The organism is Klebsiella sp. WP8-S18-ESBL-06 (assembly GCF_014169755.1).
GTDB classification, from domain to species: domain Bacteria; phylum Pseudomonadota; class Gammaproteobacteria; order Enterobacterales; family Enterobacteriaceae; genus Kluyvera; species Kluyvera ascorbata_B.
On record NZ_AP022256.1, the window covers coordinates 2510790 to 2530877 of the forward strand.

The 20088-nt window shown below is 57.8% G+C and carries 17 protein-coding genes; 7 read left to right on the top strand and 10 right to left on the bottom strand.

Annotated features, from left to right (window positions below):
- Positions 1-16: 16 nt before the first annotated feature.
- Genes H7R76_RS12005 through H7R76_RS12015 form a run of 3 tightly spaced genes read left to right on the top strand, consistent with a single transcriptional unit; the run spans position 17 to position 3156 of the window.
- Positions 17-1102, top strand: a complete 1086-nt coding sequence (locus H7R76_RS12005) for an HlyD family secretion protein (protein WP_182965307.1) — start codon at positions 17-19, stop codon at positions 1100-1102.
- Entirely contained in the window at positions 1099-2475 is a 1377-nt protein-coding gene (locus H7R76_RS12010) for an efflux transporter outer membrane subunit (protein ID WP_182928983.1), read from the top strand. The genes H7R76_RS12005 and H7R76_RS12010 overlap by 4 nt, the downstream gene beginning before the upstream one ends.
- A 21-nt stretch (positions 2476-2496) precedes the next feature.
- Positions 2497-3156 (top strand): O-methyltransferase, encoded by a 660-nt coding sequence (locus tag H7R76_RS12015; protein WP_106929165.1) that lies wholly within the window; start codon positions 2497-2499, stop codon positions 3154-3156.
- Between the two features lie 234 nt (positions 3157-3390).
- On the opposite strand, the gene hrpA is transcribed toward H7R76_RS12015, so the two are convergent.
- A complete protein-coding gene (hrpA, locus tag H7R76_RS12020) occupies positions 3391-7293 on the bottom strand; it encodes an ATP-dependent RNA helicase HrpA (RefSeq protein ID WP_182965309.1) in 3903 nt (1300 codons plus the stop codon).
- A 201-nt stretch (positions 7294-7494) separates the two neighbouring features.
- On the opposite strand from hrpA, the gene azoR reads away from it, so the two are divergent.
- A complete protein-coding gene (gene azoR, locus H7R76_RS12025) occupies positions 7495-8097 on the top strand; it encodes an FMN-dependent NADH-azoreductase (RefSeq protein ID WP_106929170.1) in 603 nt (200 codons plus the stop codon).
- A 43-nt stretch (positions 8098-8140) separates the two neighbouring features.
- Here the strand turns inward: azoR and H7R76_RS12030 are convergent, their stop codons facing one another.
- Together H7R76_RS12030 and H7R76_RS12035 are read right to left on the bottom strand one after the other, a co-directional pair.
- A complete protein-coding gene (locus H7R76_RS12030; protein ID WP_182965311.1) occupies positions 8141-8560 on the bottom strand; it encodes a GFA family protein in 420 nt (139 codons plus the stop codon).
- 11 nt (positions 8561-8571) lie between these two features.
- Positions 8572-9438 carry an aldo/keto reductase family oxidoreductase gene (locus H7R76_RS12035; RefSeq protein ID WP_106929174.1) on the bottom strand — a complete coding sequence of 289 codons (867 nt, stop codon included), beginning with the start codon at positions 9436-9438 and terminating at the stop codon, positions 8572-8574.
- Positions 9439-9770: 332 nt separating this feature from the next.
- On the opposite strand from H7R76_RS12035, the gene H7R76_RS12040 reads away from it, so the two are divergent.
- Entirely contained in the window at positions 9771-10289 is a 519-nt protein-coding gene (locus tag H7R76_RS12040; protein ID WP_106929176.1) for a hypothetical protein, read from the top strand.
- Positions 10290-10361: 72 nt separating this feature from the next.
- On the opposite strand, the gene mhpT is transcribed toward H7R76_RS12040, so the two are convergent.
- The 7 genes from mhpT to H7R76_RS12075 all read right to left on the bottom strand — a co-directional run bounded on the left by mhpT (position 10362) and on the right by H7R76_RS12075 (position 17966).
- Positions 10362-11588, bottom strand: coding sequence for a 3-(3-hydroxy-phenyl)propionate transporter MhpT (gene mhpT, locus H7R76_RS12045; RefSeq protein ID WP_182928986.1), 1227 nt, complete (start codon positions 11586-11588; stop codon positions 10362-10364).
- A 107-nt stretch (positions 11589-11695) separates the two neighbouring features.
- The gene (gene mhpE, locus H7R76_RS12050; protein ID WP_182965313.1) at positions 11696-12715 is read right to left on the bottom strand and encodes a 4-hydroxy-2-oxovalerate aldolase; all 1020 of its coding nucleotides are present in this window, start codon (positions 12713-12715) and stop codon (positions 11696-11698) included.
- Positions 12712-13662 carry an acetaldehyde dehydrogenase gene (gene mhpF / locus H7R76_RS12055; RefSeq protein WP_106929182.1) on the bottom strand — a complete coding sequence of 317 codons (951 nt, stop codon included), beginning with the start codon at positions 13660-13662 and terminating at the stop codon, positions 12712-12714. The genes mhpE and mhpF overlap by 4 nt, the downstream gene beginning before the upstream one ends.
- Positions 13659-14462 (bottom strand): 2-keto-4-pentenoate hydratase, encoded by an 804-nt coding sequence (mhpD, locus tag H7R76_RS12060; RefSeq protein WP_106929184.1) that lies wholly within the window; start codon positions 14460-14462, stop codon positions 13659-13661. The genes mhpF and mhpD overlap by 4 nt, the downstream gene beginning before the upstream one ends.
- A gap of 9 nt (positions 14463-14471) precedes the next feature.
- Complete coding sequence (mhpC, locus tag H7R76_RS12065; RefSeq protein WP_106929186.1) at positions 14472-15338, bottom strand: 2-hydroxy-6-oxonona-2,4-dienedioate hydrolase; 867 nt, start codon at positions 15336-15338, stop codon at positions 14472-14474.
- Between the two features lie 17 nt (positions 15339-15355).
- Positions 15356-16300, bottom strand: a complete 945-nt coding sequence (gene mhpB, locus H7R76_RS12070) for a 2,3-dihydroxyphenylpropionate/2,3-dihydroxicinnamic acid 1,2-dioxygenase (RefSeq protein WP_106929188.1) — start codon at positions 16298-16300, stop codon at positions 15356-15358.
- Between the two features lies 1 nt (position 16301).
- Complete coding sequence (locus H7R76_RS12075; RefSeq protein WP_182965315.1) at positions 16302-17966, bottom strand: bifunctional 3-(3-hydroxy-phenyl)propionate/3-hydroxycinnamic acid hydroxylase; 1665 nt, start codon at positions 17964-17966, stop codon at positions 16302-16304.
- A gap of 188 nt (positions 17967-18154) precedes the next feature.
- On the opposite strand from H7R76_RS12075, the gene H7R76_RS12080 reads away from it, so the two are divergent.
- Both H7R76_RS12080 and H7R76_RS12085 read left to right on the top strand, forming a co-directional pair.
- Positions 18155-18967 (top strand): DNA-binding transcriptional regulator, encoded by an 813-nt coding sequence (locus tag H7R76_RS12080; RefSeq protein ID WP_146145733.1) that lies wholly within the window; start codon positions 18155-18157, stop codon positions 18965-18967.
- Between the two features lie 112 nt (positions 18968-19079).
- On the top strand, positions 19080-20087 hold the full coding sequence (locus H7R76_RS12085) for a zinc-binding alcohol dehydrogenase family protein (RefSeq protein WP_182967971.1): 1008 nt from the start codon (positions 19080-19082) through the stop codon (positions 20085-20087).
- Position 20088: the final 1 nt, after the last annotated feature.

Consider the following 20088-nt stretch of genomic DNA (forward strand, 5'->3'; position numbering starts at 1 on the left):
AGAGATCGGAGTCGTCATGAGTCAGCAGGATGCCGCCAGGCAGCAGGCCAACACCCGCAACAACATCCGCGTGGTGTCCATTTTTACCGCTGCGGCCATTGGCCTTGTCGGCGTACTGGTCGTCCTGTACGCCTGGCAACTGCCGCCCTTCACCCGCCACAGCCAGTTTACCGATAACGCCTACGTACGCGGCCTGACGACCTTTATCAGCCCGCAGGTCAGCGGCTACGTGACCCAGGTCAACGTGCAGGATTTTAACCGCGTCAAACGGGGGCAAGTCCTCTTTCAGATTGACGATCGCATCTATAAGCAGCGAGTTCACCAGGCGCAGGCGCAGCTGGCGATGAAAGAAGCCGCGCTGAAAAATAACCTCCAGCAGCGAAAAAGCGCCGAAGCGGTGATTACCCGCAACGACGCGGCGCTGCAAAACGCCCGCGCGCAGAATCTCAAATCACAGGCCGACTTAGCGCGCGTGCAGGAGCTGACCGCCGACGGTTCGCTGTCGGTACGCGAACGTGACGCCGCACGCGCCAGCGCCGCGCAGAGCGCGGCCGATATTGAGCAGGCGAAGGCCACGCTGGAAATGTCGCGCCAGGATTTACAGTCGACCATCGTCAATCGCGCATCGCTGGAGGCCGACGTGGCGAACGCTAAAGCGGCGCTGGAACTGGCGGAGATCGATCTACAGAATACGCGTATCATCGCGCCTACCGACGGTCAGTTAGGACAAGTGGCCGTGCGCCTCGGCGCGTACGTCACGGCAGGTACCCACCTTGCCCCGCTGGTACCGCCGCAGCACTGGGTCATCGCCAACCTGAAAGAGACGCAGCTGGCAAGCGTGCGCGTCGGCCAGGCCGTAACCTTTAGCGTCGATGCGCTGAACAGCGAAAAATTCCACGGCACCGTACAAAGTATTTCGCCCGCCACCGGGGTTGAGTTTAGCGCCATCTCGCCGGACAACGCTACCGGTAACTTCGTCAAGATCGCCCAGCGTATTCCCGTGCGTATTGCCGTGAACACGGGGCAGAAAAATCTCGAGTGTCTGCGTCCGGGGATGTCGGTGCAAGTGACGATTGATACGCATGCGGAGGCGGATAAATGATCCGGCCAGCGGTCGTTGCATTAGCGCTCGCCTTAGTGGGCTGCCAGTCGGCAGACGTTCAGCAGGCGCAGCCAACGCTGGCAATCCCTACGGCCTGGCGCGCTGATATCGGCCCCGCCAGCGCCGTCGAAGGTGTCTGGTGGCGTCACTTCCATGACGACGCGCTGAACCGGTACGTTGACCTGGCGTTGCGCCATAACAGCGATGTGCTCATCGCCCGCGAACGAGTCAACGAATATCAGGCCCGCGCCTACGCTGCCGACAGCAGCCTGTTCCCGTCGCTTGATGCCAGCCTGGGCGGTACCCGCGCCCGCGCGCAGTCGGCTGCGACCGGGCTGCCGGTCCACAGCACGGTGTACAAAGGCGGGCTGACCGCCAGCTACGACGTCGATTTATGGGGCGTAAACCGTCGCGCCGCCGATGCCGCGCAGGCGAGCCTGGAGGCGCAAAAAGCCGCCGCTGCCGCGGCGGATCTGACAGTGGCCACCGCCGTCGCTTCCGGTTATCTCTCACTACTTTCGCTGGACGAGCAGCTACGGGTCACCGAACAAACGCTGAAATCACGTGAAGACGCCTGGACTCTGGCAAAGCGGCAGTTTGAAACCGGCTATACCTCGCGGCTCGAACTGATGCAGGCCGATTCAGAACTGCGCGCGACGCGCGCTCAGGTGCCAGTGTTACGTCATCAGATTGCTCAGCAGGAGAATGCCCTGAGCGTGCTGCTGGGTAAAAACCCCGGCGACGTTATGCGTCATGAGTTTGCCCAGTTGACGCCGCTGGTGTTACCTTCTCAGCTACCATCATCGCTGCTCAACCGGCGCCCGGATATCGTTCAGGCACAGCGCCAGCTGCTGGCCGCCGATGCCACGCTGGCGTCTTCAAAAGCACAGCTGCTGCCGTCCATCAACCTGACCGCTACCGGCAGCTTACAGGACCGCACCCTGCCCGATTTGCTGGATAACCCGCTGCGGCTGTGGAGCCTCGGCGGCAGTATTCTGGCTCCGCTGTTGAATCGGCAGGCGTTAAACGCCCAGGTCGATGTTTCGATGGCCCAGCGCAATCAGGCGCTGTACGGCTATGAGAAAACCGTGCGCAACGCCTTTAAAGAGGTGAATGATAGTCTTGATGCTATCGCCCGCTACGGCGAACAGCTCAGCGAACTCCAGGGGCAAGAGACGGTGGCACAGGAAACGCTGCGCATTGCGCAAAACCGCTATCGGAACGGCTACTCCTCCTACCTTGACGTACTGGACGCGCAGCGCACCCTGTTCTCGACGCAGCTTAGCGAAGTACAGGTGAAAAATAATCTGCTGCTGGCGCAGATCGATCTTTACCGGTCGCTGGGAGGCGGCTGGTCTTCATCGTCAGGCTGACAAAACCATGAGAGCATCGCAATGCAAAAACGGTGGACCGATGTTGATAACTATCTGATTGAAAAACTGATTGGCGAAGATGCCATCCTGTCTCAGGTGCTGGAAAATAACCTCCGCGCGGGGCTGCCCGCCCACGACGTCGCCGCCAATCAGGGGCAGTTGCTGGCGCTGTTTGTACGAATGTCAGGCGCGAAAAAAATACTGGAAATCGGCACGCTCGGTGCTTATAGCGCTATCTGGATGGCGCGTGAACTGCCCGCCAGTGGGCATCTGATAACGCTGGAAGCTGACCCGAACCACGCCCGAATCGCGCGGCAAAACATTGCGCTGGCAGGTCTTAACGATCGCGTGACGCTGCATGAAGGCCCGGCGCTGGATTCACTGGCCATGCTCGGCGATGCCGCGCCGTTCGATCTGATTTTCATCGACGCGGACAAACCCAATAATCCTTATTACCTGCAATGGGCGCTGAAATATTCACGCCCGGGTACGTTGATTATTGGCGACAACGTCGTGCGCGACGGTGAGGTGACGGATCCTGACAGCACCGACGAACGCGTGCAGGGCGTACGCCGGTTCATTGACATGATACATAACAACCCGCGCTTAACGTCAACGGCGTTGCAAACCGTAGGGATAAAGGGCTGGGACGGGTTTACGCTCACCTGGGTCAACGCATGATGCTGCGGGTTGGGCGGGACAACCCGCTTTTTCTCATCACGGGTGAAGGCCTGACATACAGCGTTTAATACCGCAAGCGTAGCCAGGAACGAGACGCCCACGCCTTCTGGTTTGTGCCATGACTGCGTCAATCTGATGGTGAACGGATATCGTCACCATAAAAGCATGCGCCGAACCGGGCCGCAGGGTAAACCTTACGCCCCGGTTCGTTGCCATCAGCAGCATGGGTCACGCTTACGCCACTATCTGCTCCATCGCCTGCAATATTCGCTTATCGGAAATCGGATACGGCGTCCCGAGCTGCTGCGCAAAGAAGCTGACACGCAGCTCCTCGATCATCCAGCGGATCTCTTTCACGTCGTCATCTTCCCGGCGCGCTGGCGGCAGCTTATTCAGCCACTGCTGCCACGCCTGCTGAACGCTCTCCACTTTGAGCATCTGCGCGCGATCGCGGTGCGGGTCGACGGCCATTTTCTCCAGCCGTTTTTCGATAGCCTGCAAATAACGCAGGGTGTCGCCCAGACGACGGAAGCCGTTGCCAGTGACGAAGCCGCGGTACACCAGACCGTTCATCTGCGCTTTGATGTCCGACAGCCCCAGAGCCATCGTCATGTCGACGCGCCCTTTCAGGCGTTTGTTAACGTTGAATACCGCCGTCAGGATTTGCTCAACCTGCTTAGCAATGTCAACCACCGTCTCATTGAGCTCCGCGCGCACTTTATCATGCAACGCGTTAAAGCCTGCTTCCGTCCACACCGGGCCACCCGCTTCATCAATCAGCTTATCCACGCCGCAGGAGATGCAGTCGTCAATCAGATCCAGTACTTTGCCGTACGGGTTAAAGTACAGGCCCAGCTTGGCTTTGTTCGGCAGCTTCTCGTGCAGATACTTGATCGGCGACGGGATATTCAGCAGCAGCAGACGACGCAGGCCGCGCCACATGGCCTGTTGCTGTTCCAGCTCGTTATCGAACAGCTTGATCGCCACGCTGTCGCGTTCATCCACCAGCGCCGGCCAGGCCTTCACCTTATAGTTGCCGCGCTTCTGCTCGTAGCGGTCCGGCAGGTCGCCAAAGCTCCAGATATGCAGCCCGGCTTGTTCGATGCCGTCGTCGGCCACCGACGAAAGCGTCTCCTGCACTTTGCCCTTCAGCGCGTCCTTCAATTCCTGCAGCGAGCGGCCTTCCTGAAGCTTCTTGTTTTTATCGTCAACGACGCGGAAGGTAATTTTCAGGTGATCGGGCACCTGATCCCACTGCCAGGACTCACGGTCAACGGTCACGCCGGTCATCCGGCGCAGCTCGCGCTCCATCGCATCGAGCAGCGGTTGTTCAAACGGCGTGACGCGGCCTAACAGCGCTTCCGCGTAGTTCGGCGCAGGCACAAAGTTGCGGCGCACCGGCTTCGGCAGTGATTTAATCAGCGCGATAATCAGCTCACGGCGCAGGCCCGGGATCTGCCATTCAAACCCGGCGTCATCCACCTGATTGAGCAGCGGCAGCGGAATATGCACCGTCACGCCATCGGCGTCAGCACCGGGTTCAAACTGATAAGAGAGGCGCAGCTTCAGGTTGCCCTGGTGCCAGAAGTTCGGGTAGTCCAGCTTGCTGACCTGCTCCGCCCCCTCTTTAATCAGCATGCTCTTCTCAAAATTGAGCAGATCCGGCGTTTCACGGCTGGCCTGTTTCCACCACTTATCAAAGTGGCGCGCGGAAATCACCTCATGGCTGATGCGCTGGTCGTAAAATTCAAACATCGTCTCGTCATCCACCAGGATGTCGCGACGGCGCGATTTATGCTCCAGCTCTTCAATTTCGGTACGCAGCTTCAGGTTATCGCGGAAGAAAGCGTGGCGTGTCTGCCAATCCCCCTCCACCAGCGCATGGCGAATAAACAGCTCACGACACAGCGCCGGATCGATCTGGCTGTAGTTGACCTTACGCGCAGCGACAATCGGCAGGCCGTAGACGGTCACCTTCTCCGTCGCCATCACCGCGCCCTGCGCGCGTTCCCAGTGCGGTTCACTGTAAGAGCGTTTGATCAAATGCTGCGCAACCGGCTCCACCCATTCCGGATCGATTCGCGCGGCAATACGCCCCCACAGGCGGCTGGTTTCCACCAGTTCGGCAACCATAGTCCATTTAGGCGGCTTCTTGAACAGCCCGGAGCCCGGGAAGATAGAGAAGCGCGCGTTGCGTGCGCCGGTGAATTCCTGCTTGTCGGCATCTTTCATACCGATGTGCGAAAGCAGACCGGTAAGCAGCGCGATATGTATCTCACGGTACTCCGCCGGTTCGCTGTTAACCGGAATACCCAGCTCTTTCACCACCTGGCGCAGCTGGGTGTAGATATCCTGCCATTCCCGTACGCGCAGATAGTTAAGAAAATCCTGCTTACACTGGCGGCGGAACTGATTTGACGACAACGCTTTCTGCTGTTCACCAAGGTAATTCCACAGGTTGACGAACGCCAGGAAGTCGGACTCCTTATCATGGAAACGGCGATGTTTTTCATCGGACGCCTGCTGTTTGTCCATCGGCCGCTCGCGCGGATCCTGAATAGACAGCGCGGAGGTGATAATCATCACCTCGCGCACGCAGCCGTGTTTCTGCGCTTCCAGCACCATACGCGCCAGACGTGGATCAACCGGCAGTTGGCTAAGCTGACGCCCCAGCGGCGTCAGCTTGTAAGCGGTTTGCTGCTCGTCGGTGGTGATGGCGCTCAGCTCTTCCAGCAGGCGTACACCATCCTGAATGTTACGTTTATCGGGCGCTTCAACAAACGGAAACGCGGCGATATCACCCAGCCCCAGCGCGGTCATTTGCAGAATGACCGACGCCAGGTTGGTGCGCAGAATTTCCGGGTCGGTAAACTCCGGGCGCGACAGGAAGTCGTCTTCAGAATACAGACGAATACAGATCCCTTCCGACACACGGCCACAGCGGCCTTTACGCTGGTTGGCGGAGGCCTGTGAGACCGGCTCAATAGGCAGACGCTGAACCTTGGTGCGGTAGCTGTAGCGACTGATACGCGCCGTGCCCGGGTCAATAACGTACTTGATGCCCGGTACGGTGAGCGACGTTTCCGCCACGTTGGTCGCCAGCACAATGCGACGCCCGCTGTGCGGCTGGAACACGCGGTTCTGTTCGCTGTTCGACAACCGCGCGTACAGCGGCAAAATTTCGGTGTGGCGCAGGTCGCGTTTGTTGAGCGCATCGGCGGTATCCCGAATTTCACGTTCACCGCTCATAAAGATCAGGATGTCGCCAGGGCTTTCCTGACCCAGTTCATCAACCGCGTCAAAAATCGCCTGTAGCTGATCGCGCTCAGTATCGTCCGCCTCTTCCACGATGGGTCGATAACGCACTTCTACCGGATAAGTCCGGCCGGAGACTTCAATGATCGGCGCGTTATTAAAGTGACGGGAGAAGCGCTCCGGGTCGATCGTTGCGGAAGTGATAATGACTTTCAGATCGGGGCGACGCGGCAATAGCTCTTTCAGGTAGCCGAGCAGGAAGTCGATGTTCAGACTACGTTCGTGCGCTTCATCGATAATAATGGTGTCGTACTGCATCAGCAGACGGTCCTGCTGAATTTCCGCCAGCAGAATACCGTCGGTCATCAGCTTGACCATCGTGTTATCGCTGACGTGGTCGCTGAAACGCACTTTATAACCGATGCAGCCGCCCGGCTCGGTTTTTAACTCTTCTGCAATACGGTTAGCCACGGTGCGCGCCGCCAGACGACGCGGCTGGGTATGGCCAATCAGGCCTTTAATCCCGCGTCCCAGCTCCATACAGATTTTTGGCAGCTGGGTGGTTTTACCCGAACCGGTTTCACCGGCAACGATCACCACCTGGTGGTCGCGAACGGCGTTAAGGATATCCTGTTTTTTCTGGCTGACGGGCAGGTTTTCCGGGTATTCAATCGCCGGACGTGACGCTTCGCGTAGCACGACCTTACCTGCCGCCTGTTCAATTTCCTGCGCCATCTCCTGGTAAATGGCCTGTTGAGCATCAGGATTTTTAACCTTCTTCACGCCGTGCAGACGGCGGGCAAAACGCTGTTTATCCCGCAGCGTCAGCGCGTCAAGGCGCTGGCTGAGCGTGGCGAAGGTGATTTTTTGTTGTTCTGTCATAGTGTTATCGGGCAGCGGAGTGCCTGTAAAAAACGCTTATAAAGTATGGTCCTAGAGTACCACATTTGCGCATTTGTTGCCTTGTTCAAAAAAACTGAATATAGAATTCGATATATTGCGCTATCCCTGCGGCAGGAATGTGAATAGAGTGTCAGCAAGCAACAGGGCACAGCCCGTCAATCAAATATAAGGAATCACCCAATGAGCAAAGTATTAGTTCTGAAATCCAGCATCCTGGCAGGCTACTCTCAATCAGGTCAGCTGTCCGATTATTTCGTTGAACAGTGGCGCGAAAAGCACTCCGCTGACGAAATCACCGTGCGTGACCTGGCCGCCAACCCGATTCCGGTACTGGATGGTGAACTGGTAGGTGCGCTGCGTCCGAGCGATTCCCCGCTGACCCCGCGCCAGCAGGAAGCGCTGACGCTGTCTGATGAGCTGATTGCTGAACTGAAAGCGCACGACGTGATTGTTATTGCTGCGCCGATGTACAACTTCAACATCCCAACTCAGTTGAAAAACTATTTTGACCTGATTGCCCGTGCCGGCGTGACCTTCCGTTACACCGAGAAAGGTCCAGAAGGCCTGGTGACCGGTAAACGCGCTATCGTACTGACCAGCCGCGGCGGCATCCATAAAGATACCCCGACCGACCTGATCACCCCGTACCTGAACGTGTTCCTGGGCTTCATCGGCATCACCGACGTGAACGTGGTCTTCGCTGAAGGCATCGCTTACGGTCCGGAAATGGCGGCAAAAGCGTCTGCTGACGCGAAAGCGGCGATTGATAGCCTGGTGGCTTAATTGCCCTGAAATTGACAAGCCCTGCTCAAAGCAGGGCTTTTTTTTATTCCGACTTTATGCCTTCGTAGCGTAAATACCCGACTACCCCGCCGCTGCCGCCATCTTTGGTGTGATTCGCACCATCAACGACCTCTACGCAGGCAAAATCAAACGGCGATACGCCTTCAATGCACGCAACGTTAATGCCATATTGCTGCGGATTAGAACGACGCTGGTGGAAGGTATAGATTCCGCATACCGAACAGAAAAAATGCACCGCTTCGCCGGTATTAAAGCGGTATTCAGTCAGCTTATCTCGCCCGCGCAGCACCTTAATCCCCGCCAACGGTGCAGACACGGCCACCGCGCCGCGCATCCGGCAATAGGAACAGTTACAGCGCCGTGCGGTGTTAAAACCCTCGCTCAGCGTAACGGTGAACGCGACCGCGCCGCAGTGGCACCGGGCCGAGAGCGTTTGCGTCATGTGACCTCCCGTTAGCCTTTAGCAGCAATCCCGTCAAGCGTCGCCAGCGCCTCGGGCGGCAGCGGCAGCTGCGCCGCAGCCATGTTTTCCCTCAGGTGTGCCACTGACGACGTACCAGGGATCAGCAAAATATTTGGCGAGCGGTGCAACAGCCAGGCCAGAGCCACCTGCATTGGCGTCGCGCCCAGATCGGCGGCAACGCGATTGAGCGTGGTGGATTGCAGCGGTGAGAAACCGCCAAGCGGGAAGAACGGCACGTAGGCAATACCGTCGTGCGCCAGTGCGTCAATCAGCGCATCGTCGGCGCGGTGAGCAATATTGTATTCGTTCTGAACGCAAACAATCGGCACAATTTGACGCGCCTGCGCGACCTGCGCCGGGGTGACGTTGCTCAGGCCAATATGCTTCACCAACCCCTGCTGCTGCAGTTCTGCCAGTACGCTAATGCTGGCCTCAATATCGCCTTCTCGCGGCCCATGTCCGTCGCCAATCATCACCCGCATATTGACCACATCAAGCACGTCGAGGCCCAGATTGCGTAGATTATCATGCACCGCCTGCTTGAGTTCTGCGGCGGAAAATGCCGGTAGCCAGGACGCGTCATCGCCGCGGCGGGCGCCGATTTTAGTGACAATGGTCAGATCGTCGGCGTACGGGTGCAGCGCTTCACGGATAATCTGATTGGTGATATGCGGGCCGTAAAAGTCGCTGGTATCAATGTGATTGACGCCCAGTTCGAGAGCTTCGCGTAACACGGAAATCGCCGCATGGCGGTCTTTTGGCGGGCCAAAGACACCGGGACCGGCCAGCTGCATCGCCCCGTATCCGAGACGATTAACAAATTGAGAACCAAGGGAAAACGTACTGTACTGGGTCATAACGTCCTGCCTGTCGCATCGTGAAGTGTCATTCTATTCTTAACCATCGCGCAAAGGCGCTCAACAAGAATAGATGGCTTTTAACGCTTTGCGCGGCAAATAGCGTTTATTCCATCACGTCAGTTCCCTGCTCAGCAAGCAGCCTATTTTAGTGTTGAAAAAAACATTCTGGCACGATAACGTTAACCAAACCAAGAAACCACTGTGAATCATAGCATTACGAATAAAGTAATGCCTGAAATCACGTGTAGTATTGCGTTTATAAAAGGTCTTGAATAATTAAAAGCAACATCCTCCTTCGTCCTTAATAAAAATTATTATCACGGATAAAAATGTATAAAAATATTTTAGTCAGTGGCCTGGTCGCCGTACTTCTGAGTGGATGCACCGCCGGTTTCCGACCTGCGCTTGAAGATTACAAAGGTAATGATGCCGCGCGTATTCGCGCCAGCACCTCTGGCAATACCGCATTGCAGTTTTATGAAAAGCAGCCTGATGGCTGCTATAAGAAAGTACTGGAAAGGCGAATTACCTCCGGACTGGCGATCATTGGCATTCCGGTAACCGGAAACAAACGCCTCTCAGACATGCCGGCATCAAACGATGTTAAAGGCGCATTTATCAATGAATTTACCATCAAACCGGGGCAACTCATTGATATCGTGCATTACGCCAGCACCACATCCTATTCTGATTTCGTCCCGCAGCCGAACCACAATTACGATATTATCGTCACCGGATCGTTATATTCCGGTGATTCTGTATCGGTAAAAGATCTCGATGCCAACGCCAAAATGGTTCGCTGGAAAACGGACGGCGTTAAATTGTGCCCGAGCAGCGCTTTTGATTAATCATCACGCATAAAAAAGGGAGCCTATTAAGGCTCCCTGTGCCGGATGGCGTCGCCAGCGACGCCCCCATTATCATCCCGCGCTTTCCTCCGCCACGCTGCGCTGATGGCGATTCATCAGCCAGAACACCGCCACGCCCGCCAGCACAATCCCCGGCGCGGAGGCGGCCATCACCCCCACGGTGCCGGTGCCCAGCGCCAGCATTTTTCCGGCCAGCAGCGGGCCGCTCATCGCCCCCAGCCGCCCGACCGCTACCGCCGTGCCAACGCCAGTAGCGCGAATTTCGGTGCCGTAAAACAGCGGCGCCAGGGCATAAAGCACGCTCTGCCCACCGGTCGCAAACATCCCCGCGACAAAACCTGATACCAGCATCATGGCCAATGAGTTCGCCATACCCAGTGAAATCAGCGACGCCAGCATTCCGCAGTAAATCAACAGCGACATTTTGAGCGGGCTGAGTTTGTCCATCAACGCACCCAGCATCAGCGTACCCAGCGCCGCCCCCATTTGCAGTGCGAACATCACGCCGGCAGCCTGCGGGCGGCTAAAGCCCTGATCGACCAGCAGCATCGGCAGCCAGTTAATCAGCATATACACCACCAGCAGGGTGAAGAAGTAACACAGCCACAGCAGCAGCGTTGATGAGGCGGTACCGGATGCAAAAATGGCCCGCAGCGGCGCCGGGGCATCCTGCTGCTGACGGCTAAACGCCTGCGACTCCGGCAGGCGGAGCATCAGCAGCGGAACCAACAACAGCGGCACAATACCGCCAACCCAGAAAATCGTCTGCCAGGCCTGCGTCAGGCCGCTGAACCCCATGGCGGCAGCCAGCGCCGCGCCAATCGGCACCCCGCAGTACATCAGGCTCACTGCGGTACCGCGAAAACGTGGCCCCGCCGCTTCAGAAGTGAGCGCAATCAGATTCGGCAGTGCCGCACCCAGCCCCGCACCGGTCATAAAGCGGGCAAATACCAGCGACGGGAAATCCCACGCCAGCGCGGTCACAATCGAAAACAGGCCAAACAGCACTACCGAGCCCAGCAGCACCTTCTTGCGGCCATGTCGGTCGGCCAGCATACCGCCAAACAGCGCCCCTGGCAGCAGACCCAGTATCCCGGCGCTGAAAATCCAGCCCATCTGCATTTTATCCAGCGAGAATGCCTGGGCAATGCCCACCGCAGCAATACCCGCGGCCTGTAAATCGAGCCCTTCCATCAGGGCGACCAAAAAGCAAAGCCCGACGGTCTGCATCAGGCGGGACGTTTTCGGCGGTGAGGAAACGTGAGTAATATTCGACATCGTGCTACCTTCTGTAGAGAACAGGTGAAAGGCGGCCGATACGTTGCCGGCCGCGTTATTTTTTCATTTTCGTTCGCCCGGTCAGTACATTGCCGACCGGATCGTTATCAAGCCTGCGCTTTGGCTTTCAGATCCAACGCCACGTCGACGATCATGTCTTCCTGGCCACCCACCATTCGGCGTTTGCCCAGTTCAACCAGGATATCAACCGCGCTGAGACCATAACGCGCCGCTGCCACTTCGCTGTGACGCAGGAAGCTGGAGTAGACGCCGGCATAGCCGAGCGCCAGCGTTTCACGATCGACGCGTACCGGACGATCCTGTAACGGACGCACCAGATCGTCCGCCGCCGCCATCAGCGCATACAGGTCAGTACCGTGCTGCCAGCCCTGCTTGTCAGCGGCGGCGATAAACACTTCCAGCGGCGCGTTACCGGCACCGGCACCCATTCCCGCAAGGCTGGCGTCAATACGGTCACAGCCCTCTTCTACCGCCACCAGCAAGTTGGCAACGCCAAGGCTCAGGTTATGGTGCGCGTGCATACCGGTTTGCGTTTCCGGTTTAAGCACCTCTTTCAGCGCGCGGAAGCGATCGCGAATATCGTTCATGTTCATTGCGCCGCCGGAGTCCACCACATAAATACAGGTTGCGCCGTAGCCTTCCATCAGTTTTGCCTGCTTCGCCAGATTTTCCGGCGTGGTCATATGGCTCATCATCAGAAAACCGACGGTGTCCATCCCGAGTTCGCGGGCGTAGGCAATATGCTGCGCGGAAACGTCTGCTTCGGTGCAATGCGTCGCCACACGCACCACGCGGGCCCCTGCCTGATAGGCATTTTTCAGGTCGTGCAGCGTGCCGATACCCGGGATCAGTAGCGTGGCGATTTTGGCATGTTGCACCACTTCCGCCGCTGCAGCGATCCACTCGATATCGCTGTGCGCGCCAAAGCCGTAGTTAAAGCTGGATCCCTGCAGGCCGTCGCCGTGCGCAACTTCAATCGAGTCGACGCGCGCATCGTCCAGCGCCCTGGCTATCTGCCGAACGTGGTCCAGCGAATACTGGTGGCGGATGGCATGCATCCCGTCGCGTAACGTCACATCTGAGATATAGATTTTTTTACCGTTCATGCGACTTCTCCTGCCACTTTAACCAGCGTTTGGGCCATTTTTTCAGCGGTAGACATCGCCGCCGAGGTCATAATGTCGAGGTTTCCGGCGTAGGCCGGCAGATAGTGAGCGGCACCTTCGACTTCCAGATACACGGCCGTTTTCAGCCCGGAGAACTGACCCACGCCGGGAATGTTCACCGGTTTATCCTGCGGGATAACCTCGAACTGCACTTTTTGCTTCAGACGGTAGCCCGGCACGTAGGCCTGTACCGCTGCCGCCATCGCTTCGATGGAAGCCTCAATTTCAGCCTGCGAGGCCGCTTCGCTCAGCACGTATACCGTGTCGCGCATCATCACCGGCGGTTCGGCCGGGTTGAGGATAATAATCGCTTTCCCCTTCGCCGCACCGCCAACCACTTCAATCGCTTGCGACGTTGTTTCCGTAAACTCGTCGATATTCGCGCGGGTGCCCGGGCCCGCGGATTTGCTGGAGATAGAGGCAATAATTTCCGCGTAGTGAACTTTTGCCACGCGGGAAACCGCCGCCACCATTGGGATGGTAGCCTGGCCGCCGCAGGTCACCATGTTGACGTTGCCCTGCGACAGATTTTTGTCGAGGTTAACGACCGGTACGCAGTACGGGCCAATCGCCGCTGGCGTCAGGTCAATCAGGCGGATACCCGGCTTTGCCTTACGCAGCGCGGCGTCATTTTTCACGTGCGCGCCCGCGCTGGTGGCATCGAATACGATATCAATGTCGGCAAATTCCGCCATCGCCATTAATCCGCTCACCCCTTCGTGAGTGGTGGCGACGCCCATACGCGCCGCACGCGCCAGGCCGTCAGAGTTCGGATCAATGCCGACCATCACCGACATCTCCAGATGCTTACCGTGACGCAGAATTTTGATCATCAGGTCAGTGCCGATATTGCCTGAACCGATAATGGCGACTTTACATTTGCTCATGACTGACTTCCTTCTTGCTCTGAAAAGGTCGCGGCAACCGAGCCAATGCCCTCGATAACCGCCTCAAAACGATCGCCCGGTTTGACCGCGACCATCGGCCCCAGTGCGCCGGTGAGTACGATATCCCCCGCACGTAGCGGCTCGCCGAGACTGGCCATTTTGCGCGCCAGCCAGACGGCGGCGTTCAGCGGGTGACCCAGACATTCGCTGCCGCGACCGCTGGACACCTCTTCGTGATTGCGGGTCATGGTCATCGCGCAGTTTTTCAGGTCCAGGGCGGCTGGACGCTGCGCCGGGCCGCCGACCACGTACACGCCGCAGGAGGCGTTGTCGGCGACGGTGTCAACAAACTTAATAGACCAGTCGCGCACGCGGCTGCCCACCACTTCAAGCGCCGGGACAACCCACTCAATGGCGTTATACAGTTCATCAAAGGTGGTGTCGGCATGCGGCAGATCGCGGTTCAGCACCAGGGCGATCTCGGCTTCAATCTTCGGCTGCAGCACGCGGTCGAAGGGAATGGTCTCGTTATCGCCGTAGCACATATCCGCAAACAGGGTGCCAAAATCCGGCTGGTCGACGCCCAGCTGTTGCTGGACTTTCGGGTGGGTCAAACCCACTTTGCGCCCCACGATGCGGCGGCCCTGCGCCACACCAAATTCGACGTTCAGGCGCTGAATGGCATACGCGGCTTCGGCGTTATCGAGACCAATCATCTCGCGCAGCGGCGCGATCGCCACCCCGGTGCGTTCTGCTTCGCGCAGCGCGGCGGCCAGTGTGGCCAAAGAATCGGTAGACATTGCGGCTCCTTATTGACGCGCCAGGAAATTCAGCACCAGCTGGTTAAACGCCTCTGCGTGCTCCCACTGTGCCCAGTGGCCGCAATCGCGGTAAATATGCAGTTCGGAACCGGCAATCCCGGAGAGCAGTCGCAGGCCCGCATCCATCGGGACAAAACGGTCGTTACGCCCCCAGACCACCAGGGTCGGCGCGCTAATTTCACCCAGCCGCGGGCCGAAATCCGGGAACTGTTTCGGGTTGGCTTCCAGGCTCTTAATAAAGTTTTCCAGGTGGTCACGGCGCGACAGCATGTTGTTCAGACGGGCTTCAAACAGCGCGTCGGTCAAATCGCGAGTGTCATAAACGAAAATGCTCATCATCTTTTTGAGATTTTCGATGGTCGGTTCGCGATACAGCGCGTTCAGCAGCTTGATGCCTTCCGTCGGCATCGGTGTGAACAGACTCATGCCGCCGGTGCCACCGCCCATCAGTACCAGTTTGCCGACGCGTTCAGGCCAGGTCAGCGTAAAGGCCACCGCGCTGTGCCCACCCATAGAGTTACCGAGCAGGTGTACTTTCTCGATATCCAACCGATCGACCACGCTTTTCAGAATACGGGCGTTCAAATCGGAGCGAGAGCCCGTGTTCACGATCGAGTCACTTTTGCCCCAGCCCGGGCAGTCCAGCAGCAGTACGCGATAGCCCGCCTCCACCAGCGGATCGATATTGCGGCTGAAGTTCGCCCAGCCGGTTGCCCCCGGTCCGGAACCGTGCAGCAGCACGACGGTTTCATCGCCCTGGCCGCAGTCGTTGTAGTGGATGCGCAGCGTCTGTCCGGCCTCTTCCACGTTAAGAAAACGGCTGGTTGCAGATTCGGTTTGTGGTTGATAGCTCATCATAATCTCCTGCTTAATCAATTCGTTGTCATGGCGCTCAGTGAGCCAAAGCCGGCGATCCATTCCGGGATCGGCCGATAGTAGCGGCCTTCGGCGCGGTAGCGCCCCATGGCGGCAAGCGTGGCAAACGCCGCAGCCCAGGTTTTCACTTCGTGGGTCGATTTGCCGGCGATCGCCGAAAGTTCTTCATTGCTGATAGCATCGAGCTCCGTCAGGCGGCCCTGTTCCAGCAACGTCATAAACTGGTTGTCCCAGATGGGGTTCAGCGGGTGCAGCGTTTTCTGGTCTTCAACAAAGCGTTCAGCCGCTTCAATGACCCGACGCTGGCGCAGCTCACGCTCGTCGGGCGGCAGCTGTTTACCGCTGCCGAGCAGGCGATCGCGCATATGGGCGTCCACCTTCGCCAGCTCCGGTACCGGCGGCTGGTGCGACAGGCCACCGGATCCTAAGATCAGCACCCGTTTATTCAGCGTCGACAGGAAGCGCCCCATGGCCTCGCCCAGCATGCGCGTACGCTGGAAACCCGGCAGCGGCGTGGCGACGCCATTGATAAACACCGGCAGTACCGGCAGTTTGTCCAGCCCGCCAAGCAGCAGCTCCAGCGGCTGGGCAAAACCGTGATCGACCTGCATACAGTAGGAAACCGCCAGATCGATACCGCTTTTCATCACCGAGTGAGCGCAGGCTTCCGCCAGCGCCGTCGGAACCGGCAATACCCCTGCCGCGCTGGAAAAGTCGCCGATGGAGGTGGCGCCGATGCCTAAGCAAAACGGCGGCATGACGTCATAGAAAAAGCCGTTGTAGTGGTCCGGTGCGAACAGCACCACCAGCTCCGGGTCAAATGCCGCAATGCGCGCGCGCGCTTCACTAATCACGCCGTTAACTTCGTCCAGCACCTCCTGTGCGGGGTCGACATAGCCCACCAGCGGCGTGTGGGAAAGACAGTGCAGGTATGCATTCATTTCAGGCCACCTTCTCTTCAGCCAGACCCGATGTCGCGGGGGTCAGCGCCATCGCCTGAGCAAGTTGGTCGAGGGTTGTATTCAGCGTCTGTGGAATGGCCAGCGCAGCAACAAAGCGGTCCGGGCGTACCACCACCAGGGAAGCGTTCTGCGCCGCAAACCATGTTTTCAGCCGATTCTGGCTATCGCCGAGACGTATCACGCCGGTGAAATTGTCCTGCGGCGTACGGATCTGCACATCCGGCACCACCTGAATAAAACAGGTTCCCAGCGCGCGCCATTGCACGATTTGACTGTCGCTCATACCCCACAGCGGGTTGCAGCCCCAGGCAATCACGGCAAACTTCGGTCCAATAACCTCATCCAGCAGCACCACCTCACCGTTTTCGCGGGTCACTTTCGGTTGGATAAACATCTTGCCGACCGGTGAATTTTTAGCGTTAGCTTCCAGCAACAGCGCGCCTTCGCGGTACTGCGGCATCGGTTTAAAGCGCATTTCCAGGAAGTAGCGTTTTACCGGTGGAATGTAGTTCAGCAGCCAGGAGATGCCGTCACGCACCGTACCGTGCCAGCGTTTTGCCGGTGCCAGTACGTTGCCAGCGGTCACCGAGAGATCGATCATGGCTTTGGCATGGTCGCGGCGTTCCTGCTGATACGTGTCCAGCAGCGTCTCGCCCGCTTTGCCGTTGACCACCATCGCCAGCTTCCATGCCAGGTTGAAAGCATCGCGCATACCGCTGTTGTAGCCTTGCCCCTGCCAGACCGGCATGATGTGGGCCGCATCACCGGCCAACAGCACGCGATCGATACGGAAGCGTTCTGCGATACGGGCGTTATGGGTATATACACGCTGGCGAATCAGCTCGACGTTATCCGGATCCGGTAGCACCTGACTCAGCAGGCGACGCATATTCTCCGGCTCGCTCAACTGGGCTTCGGTTTCGCCCGGCATCACCATGAATTCAAAGCGGCGCACGCCGTGCGGCAGCGCTGCCGACACGTAAGGGCGCACCGGGTCACAGCACAAATAGATGTGCGGCGTAGCCAGCGGGTCATTAGCAATATCAATCACGATCCACTGGTTGGGCGCCGTTTTACCTTCAAACGGTACGTTCAGCGTACGGCGAATAAAGCTGGCGCCACCGTCGCAGGCCACCAGCCAGTTAGCCTGTACGGTTTCACGTTCGCCCTCAGGGCCTTTCAGATTAATGGTGACGGTGTCACCTTTTTGGGTGAACGCCTCCAGTTCACGGGAGAACAGGCAGCGCACGTTCGGGAAACGGCTCAGGCCTTGATACATCACCTCATCGACCTGCGGCTGGATAAACGCGTTGCGGCGCGACCAGCCAAATTCGTCGGTCATCGGCTGGATATCAGCAAAGCAGCGGCCTTTCGGGGTCAGGAAACGCATGGCATGCCACGGCGTAGTGTGTGGCAGCACGTTATCGACCAGCCCGACAGACTGCATGGTGCGCAGCGCTTCATCATCAATGCCGATGGCGCGCGGATAGTCGATTAATTTATCCAGCTTCTCGACAACCAGCACCTCCACGCCCATCTGTCCCAGGTAGTTCGCCATCATCAGCCCTACGGGACCCGCGCCAGCGATAGCGACCTGAACATGGTGTTGTACTGCAGGTTGAATATCCGGATTTGATGTTGTCATCTTCAATACCTCACGAATCGGACCAGCCGGGTTGGTGCTATTAACGCACATGCTCAACTGTTAATTTGTTGTAAACATATTTTTATAATGAGCGCAGTATATGTCCGGGAATTTAGGCTACAATCAAAACAGACCAGGATGTGCACCAGGTGCACAACGTTGTTTTAGATATAAAAATGTCAGGAAATATGAAGAATAACGAGGCGACCGATTACAAAACCGTGCGGGGATTAACGCGGGGTTTATTGTTACTTAATTTGTTAAATAAATTCGACGGAGGCGCGTCAACCGCGACGCTGGCGGAGTTTAGCGGCCTGCACCGCACCACCGTACGCAGGCTGCTGGAGACCCTTCAGGAGGAGGGGTACGTGCGGCGCAGTTTGTCAGACGATAGCTTCCGTTTGACGATGAAAGTGCGGCAGTTAAGTGAGGGATTTCGTGACGAACATTGGATTTCTGCACTTGCAACGCCGCTACTTGGAGAATTATTGCGCGAGGTCATTTGGCCCACCGATTTAACCACGCTCGACGTTGATGCCATGGTCGTACGGGAAACCACCCACCGTTTCAGTCGCCTCTCCTTCCACCGCGCCATGGTGGGCCGACGCCTGCCGCTGCTGTTGACCGCGTCTGGCCTGACGTGGCTGGCTTTTTCGCCTGAGCATGAGCGTCAGCCCATCATTGAAATGCTGGCCGCCCGCCCGGAAGAGGAATACCAACTGGCCCGCGAGCCGGAAAAACTGCACGCGATACTCGAACGCACGCGGAAAAATGGCTACGGCGAAAACTTTCAGGGCTGGCAGCTGGAGCAAAAAATCGCCTCCATCGCCGTACCGGTACGAAGCCAGGCGCGGGTTATCGGTTGCCTGAATCTGGTCTATATCGCCAAAGCGATGACCATTGAGCAAGCGGCGGAAAAGCATCTGGCGGCGCTACAGCGCGTGACCCGGCAGATTGAAGAACGCATGGAAGAGGAAGAAATTTTCTTCGAACATCGTTAGCCCACGGCGTGATTTTCGCGGTTTGCGTATAAGTCTTATCGCCGCGACGCCGTTTTTCTCTTCATCGCTTATTTTTATTATCCGGGTAAGACAAATCAGACCTGGAGCCATGATGAAAGCCTTTGCCATTACCAGAGCCGCCGCAGACGGCAGCAACATTCCTTTTATTCAAGAGATTTCCCTGCCCGTTCCACAAGCTGCGGGCCACGACCTGCTGGTGGAGATCAAAGCGATTTCCGTCAACCCCGTCGATGCTAAAGTGCGCGCCGGTTTTTCAGGCGAGACGCCGCGCGTGCTCGGCTGGGATGCCGTTGGCGTCGTCAAAGCCGTCGGCGAACGAGTGACCCTTTTCACCCCCGGCGATGAAGTCTGGTATGCCGGCGCACTCGGCCGTCCTGGCAGCAACAGCGAATTTCAGCGGGTGGATGAACGTATCGTCGCGCTGAAGCCGCGTACCCTGGATAACGCCGCAGCCGCCGCGCTGCCGCTGACCGCCATTACCGCCTGGGAACTGTTGTTCGACCGCCTGGGCGTTGCCCGCGGCGGCAATGAGGGCGATACGCTGCTCATTGTCGGCGCGGCGGGCGGCGTCGGCTCTATTCTGACTCAGCTTGCCCGTAAACTGACGAACATGACGGTCATCGGTACCGCCTCCCGTCCAGCCAGTCAGCAGTGGGTGCGTGAGGCTGGCGCCCACTATGTTATCGATCACAGTCAACCGCTGAGCGACGAGCTGGCACGCATTGGCGTCCCCGCCGTCACGCACGTTGCCAGCCTGAATAATACGGCAGAACACTATTTAGCGCTTATTAACGTGCTGGCCCCACAGGGAAAACTGGCGCTCATTGATGACCCGGAGCACCTCGACGTGGTGCCGCTGAAGCTAAAAAGTCTTTCGCTGCACTGGGAGTTTATGTTCACCCGTTCAATGTTTGAGACCAAAGACATGGATGCACAGCACCGTTTACTGTCTGAAGTGGCGACGCTGATAGATACTCAGGTTATTCGCACCACGCTGGGCGAGCATTACGGCGTGATTAACGCTGAAAACCTGCAACGGGCGCACGCTCAGCTCGAAACCGGCCGCGCGGTTGGAAAAATCGTGCTGGAGGGGTTTTAGG

Bases quoted from the DNA above. Each gene is read 5' to 3' on its own strand.
- H7R76_RS12005 (WP_182965307.1), top strand. From the start codon at position 17: ATGAGTCAGCAGGATGCCGCCAGGCAGCAGGCCAACACCCGCAACAAC.
- H7R76_RS12040 (WP_106929176.1), top strand. From the start codon at position 9,771: ATGTATAAAAATATTTTAGTCAGTGGCCTGGTCGCCGTACTTCTGAGT.
- hrpA (WP_182965309.1), bottom strand. From the start codon at position 7,293: ATGACAGAACAACAAAAAATCACCTTCGCCACGCTCAGCCAGCGCCTT.
- mhpE (WP_182965313.1), bottom strand. From the start codon at position 12,715: ATGAACGGTAAAAAAATCTATATCTCAGATGTGACGTTACGCGACGGG.
- H7R76_RS12030 (WP_182965311.1), bottom strand. From the start codon at position 8,560: ATGACGCAAACGCTCTCGGCCCGGTGCCACTGCGGCGCGGTCGCGTTC.
- H7R76_RS12075 (WP_182965315.1), bottom strand. From the start codon at position 17,966: ATGACAACATCAAATCCGGATATTCAACCTGCAGTACAACACCATGTT.
- mhpB (WP_106929188.1), bottom strand. From the start codon at position 16,300: ATGAATGCATACCTGCACTGTCTTTCCCACACGCCGCTGGTGGGCTAT.
- H7R76_RS12035 (WP_106929174.1), bottom strand. From the start codon at position 9,438: ATGACCCAGTACAGTACGTTTTCCCTTGGTTCTCAATTTGTTAATCGT.
- mhpC (WP_106929186.1), bottom strand. From the start codon at position 15,338: ATGAGCTATCAACCACAAACCGAATCTGCAACCAGCCGTTTTCTTAAC.
- mhpF (WP_106929182.1), bottom strand. From the start codon at position 13,662: ATGAGCAAATGTAAAGTCGCCATTATCGGTTCAGGCAATATCGGCACT.
- azoR (WP_106929170.1), top strand. From the start codon at position 7,495: ATGAGCAAAGTATTAGTTCTGAAATCCAGCATCCTGGCAGGCTACTCT.
- H7R76_RS12080 (WP_146145733.1), top strand. From the start codon at position 18,155: ATGAAGAATAACGAGGCGACCGATTACAAAACCGTGCGGGGATTAACG.
- H7R76_RS12010 (WP_182928983.1), top strand. From the start codon at position 1,099: ATGATCCGGCCAGCGGTCGTTGCATTAGCGCTCGCCTTAGTGGGCTGC.
- mhpD (WP_106929184.1), bottom strand. From the start codon at position 14,462: ATGTCTACCGATTCTTTGGCCACACTGGCCGCCGCGCTGCGCGAAGCA.
- H7R76_RS12085 (WP_182967971.1), top strand. From the start codon at position 19,080: ATGAAAGCCTTTGCCATTACCAGAGCCGCCGCAGACGGCAGCAACATT.
- mhpT (WP_182928986.1), bottom strand. From the start codon at position 11,588: ATGTCGAATATTACTCACGTTTCCTCACCGCCGAAAACGTCCCGCCTG.
- H7R76_RS12015 (WP_106929165.1), top strand. From the start codon at position 2,497: ATGCAAAAACGGTGGACCGATGTTGATAACTATCTGATTGAAAAACTG.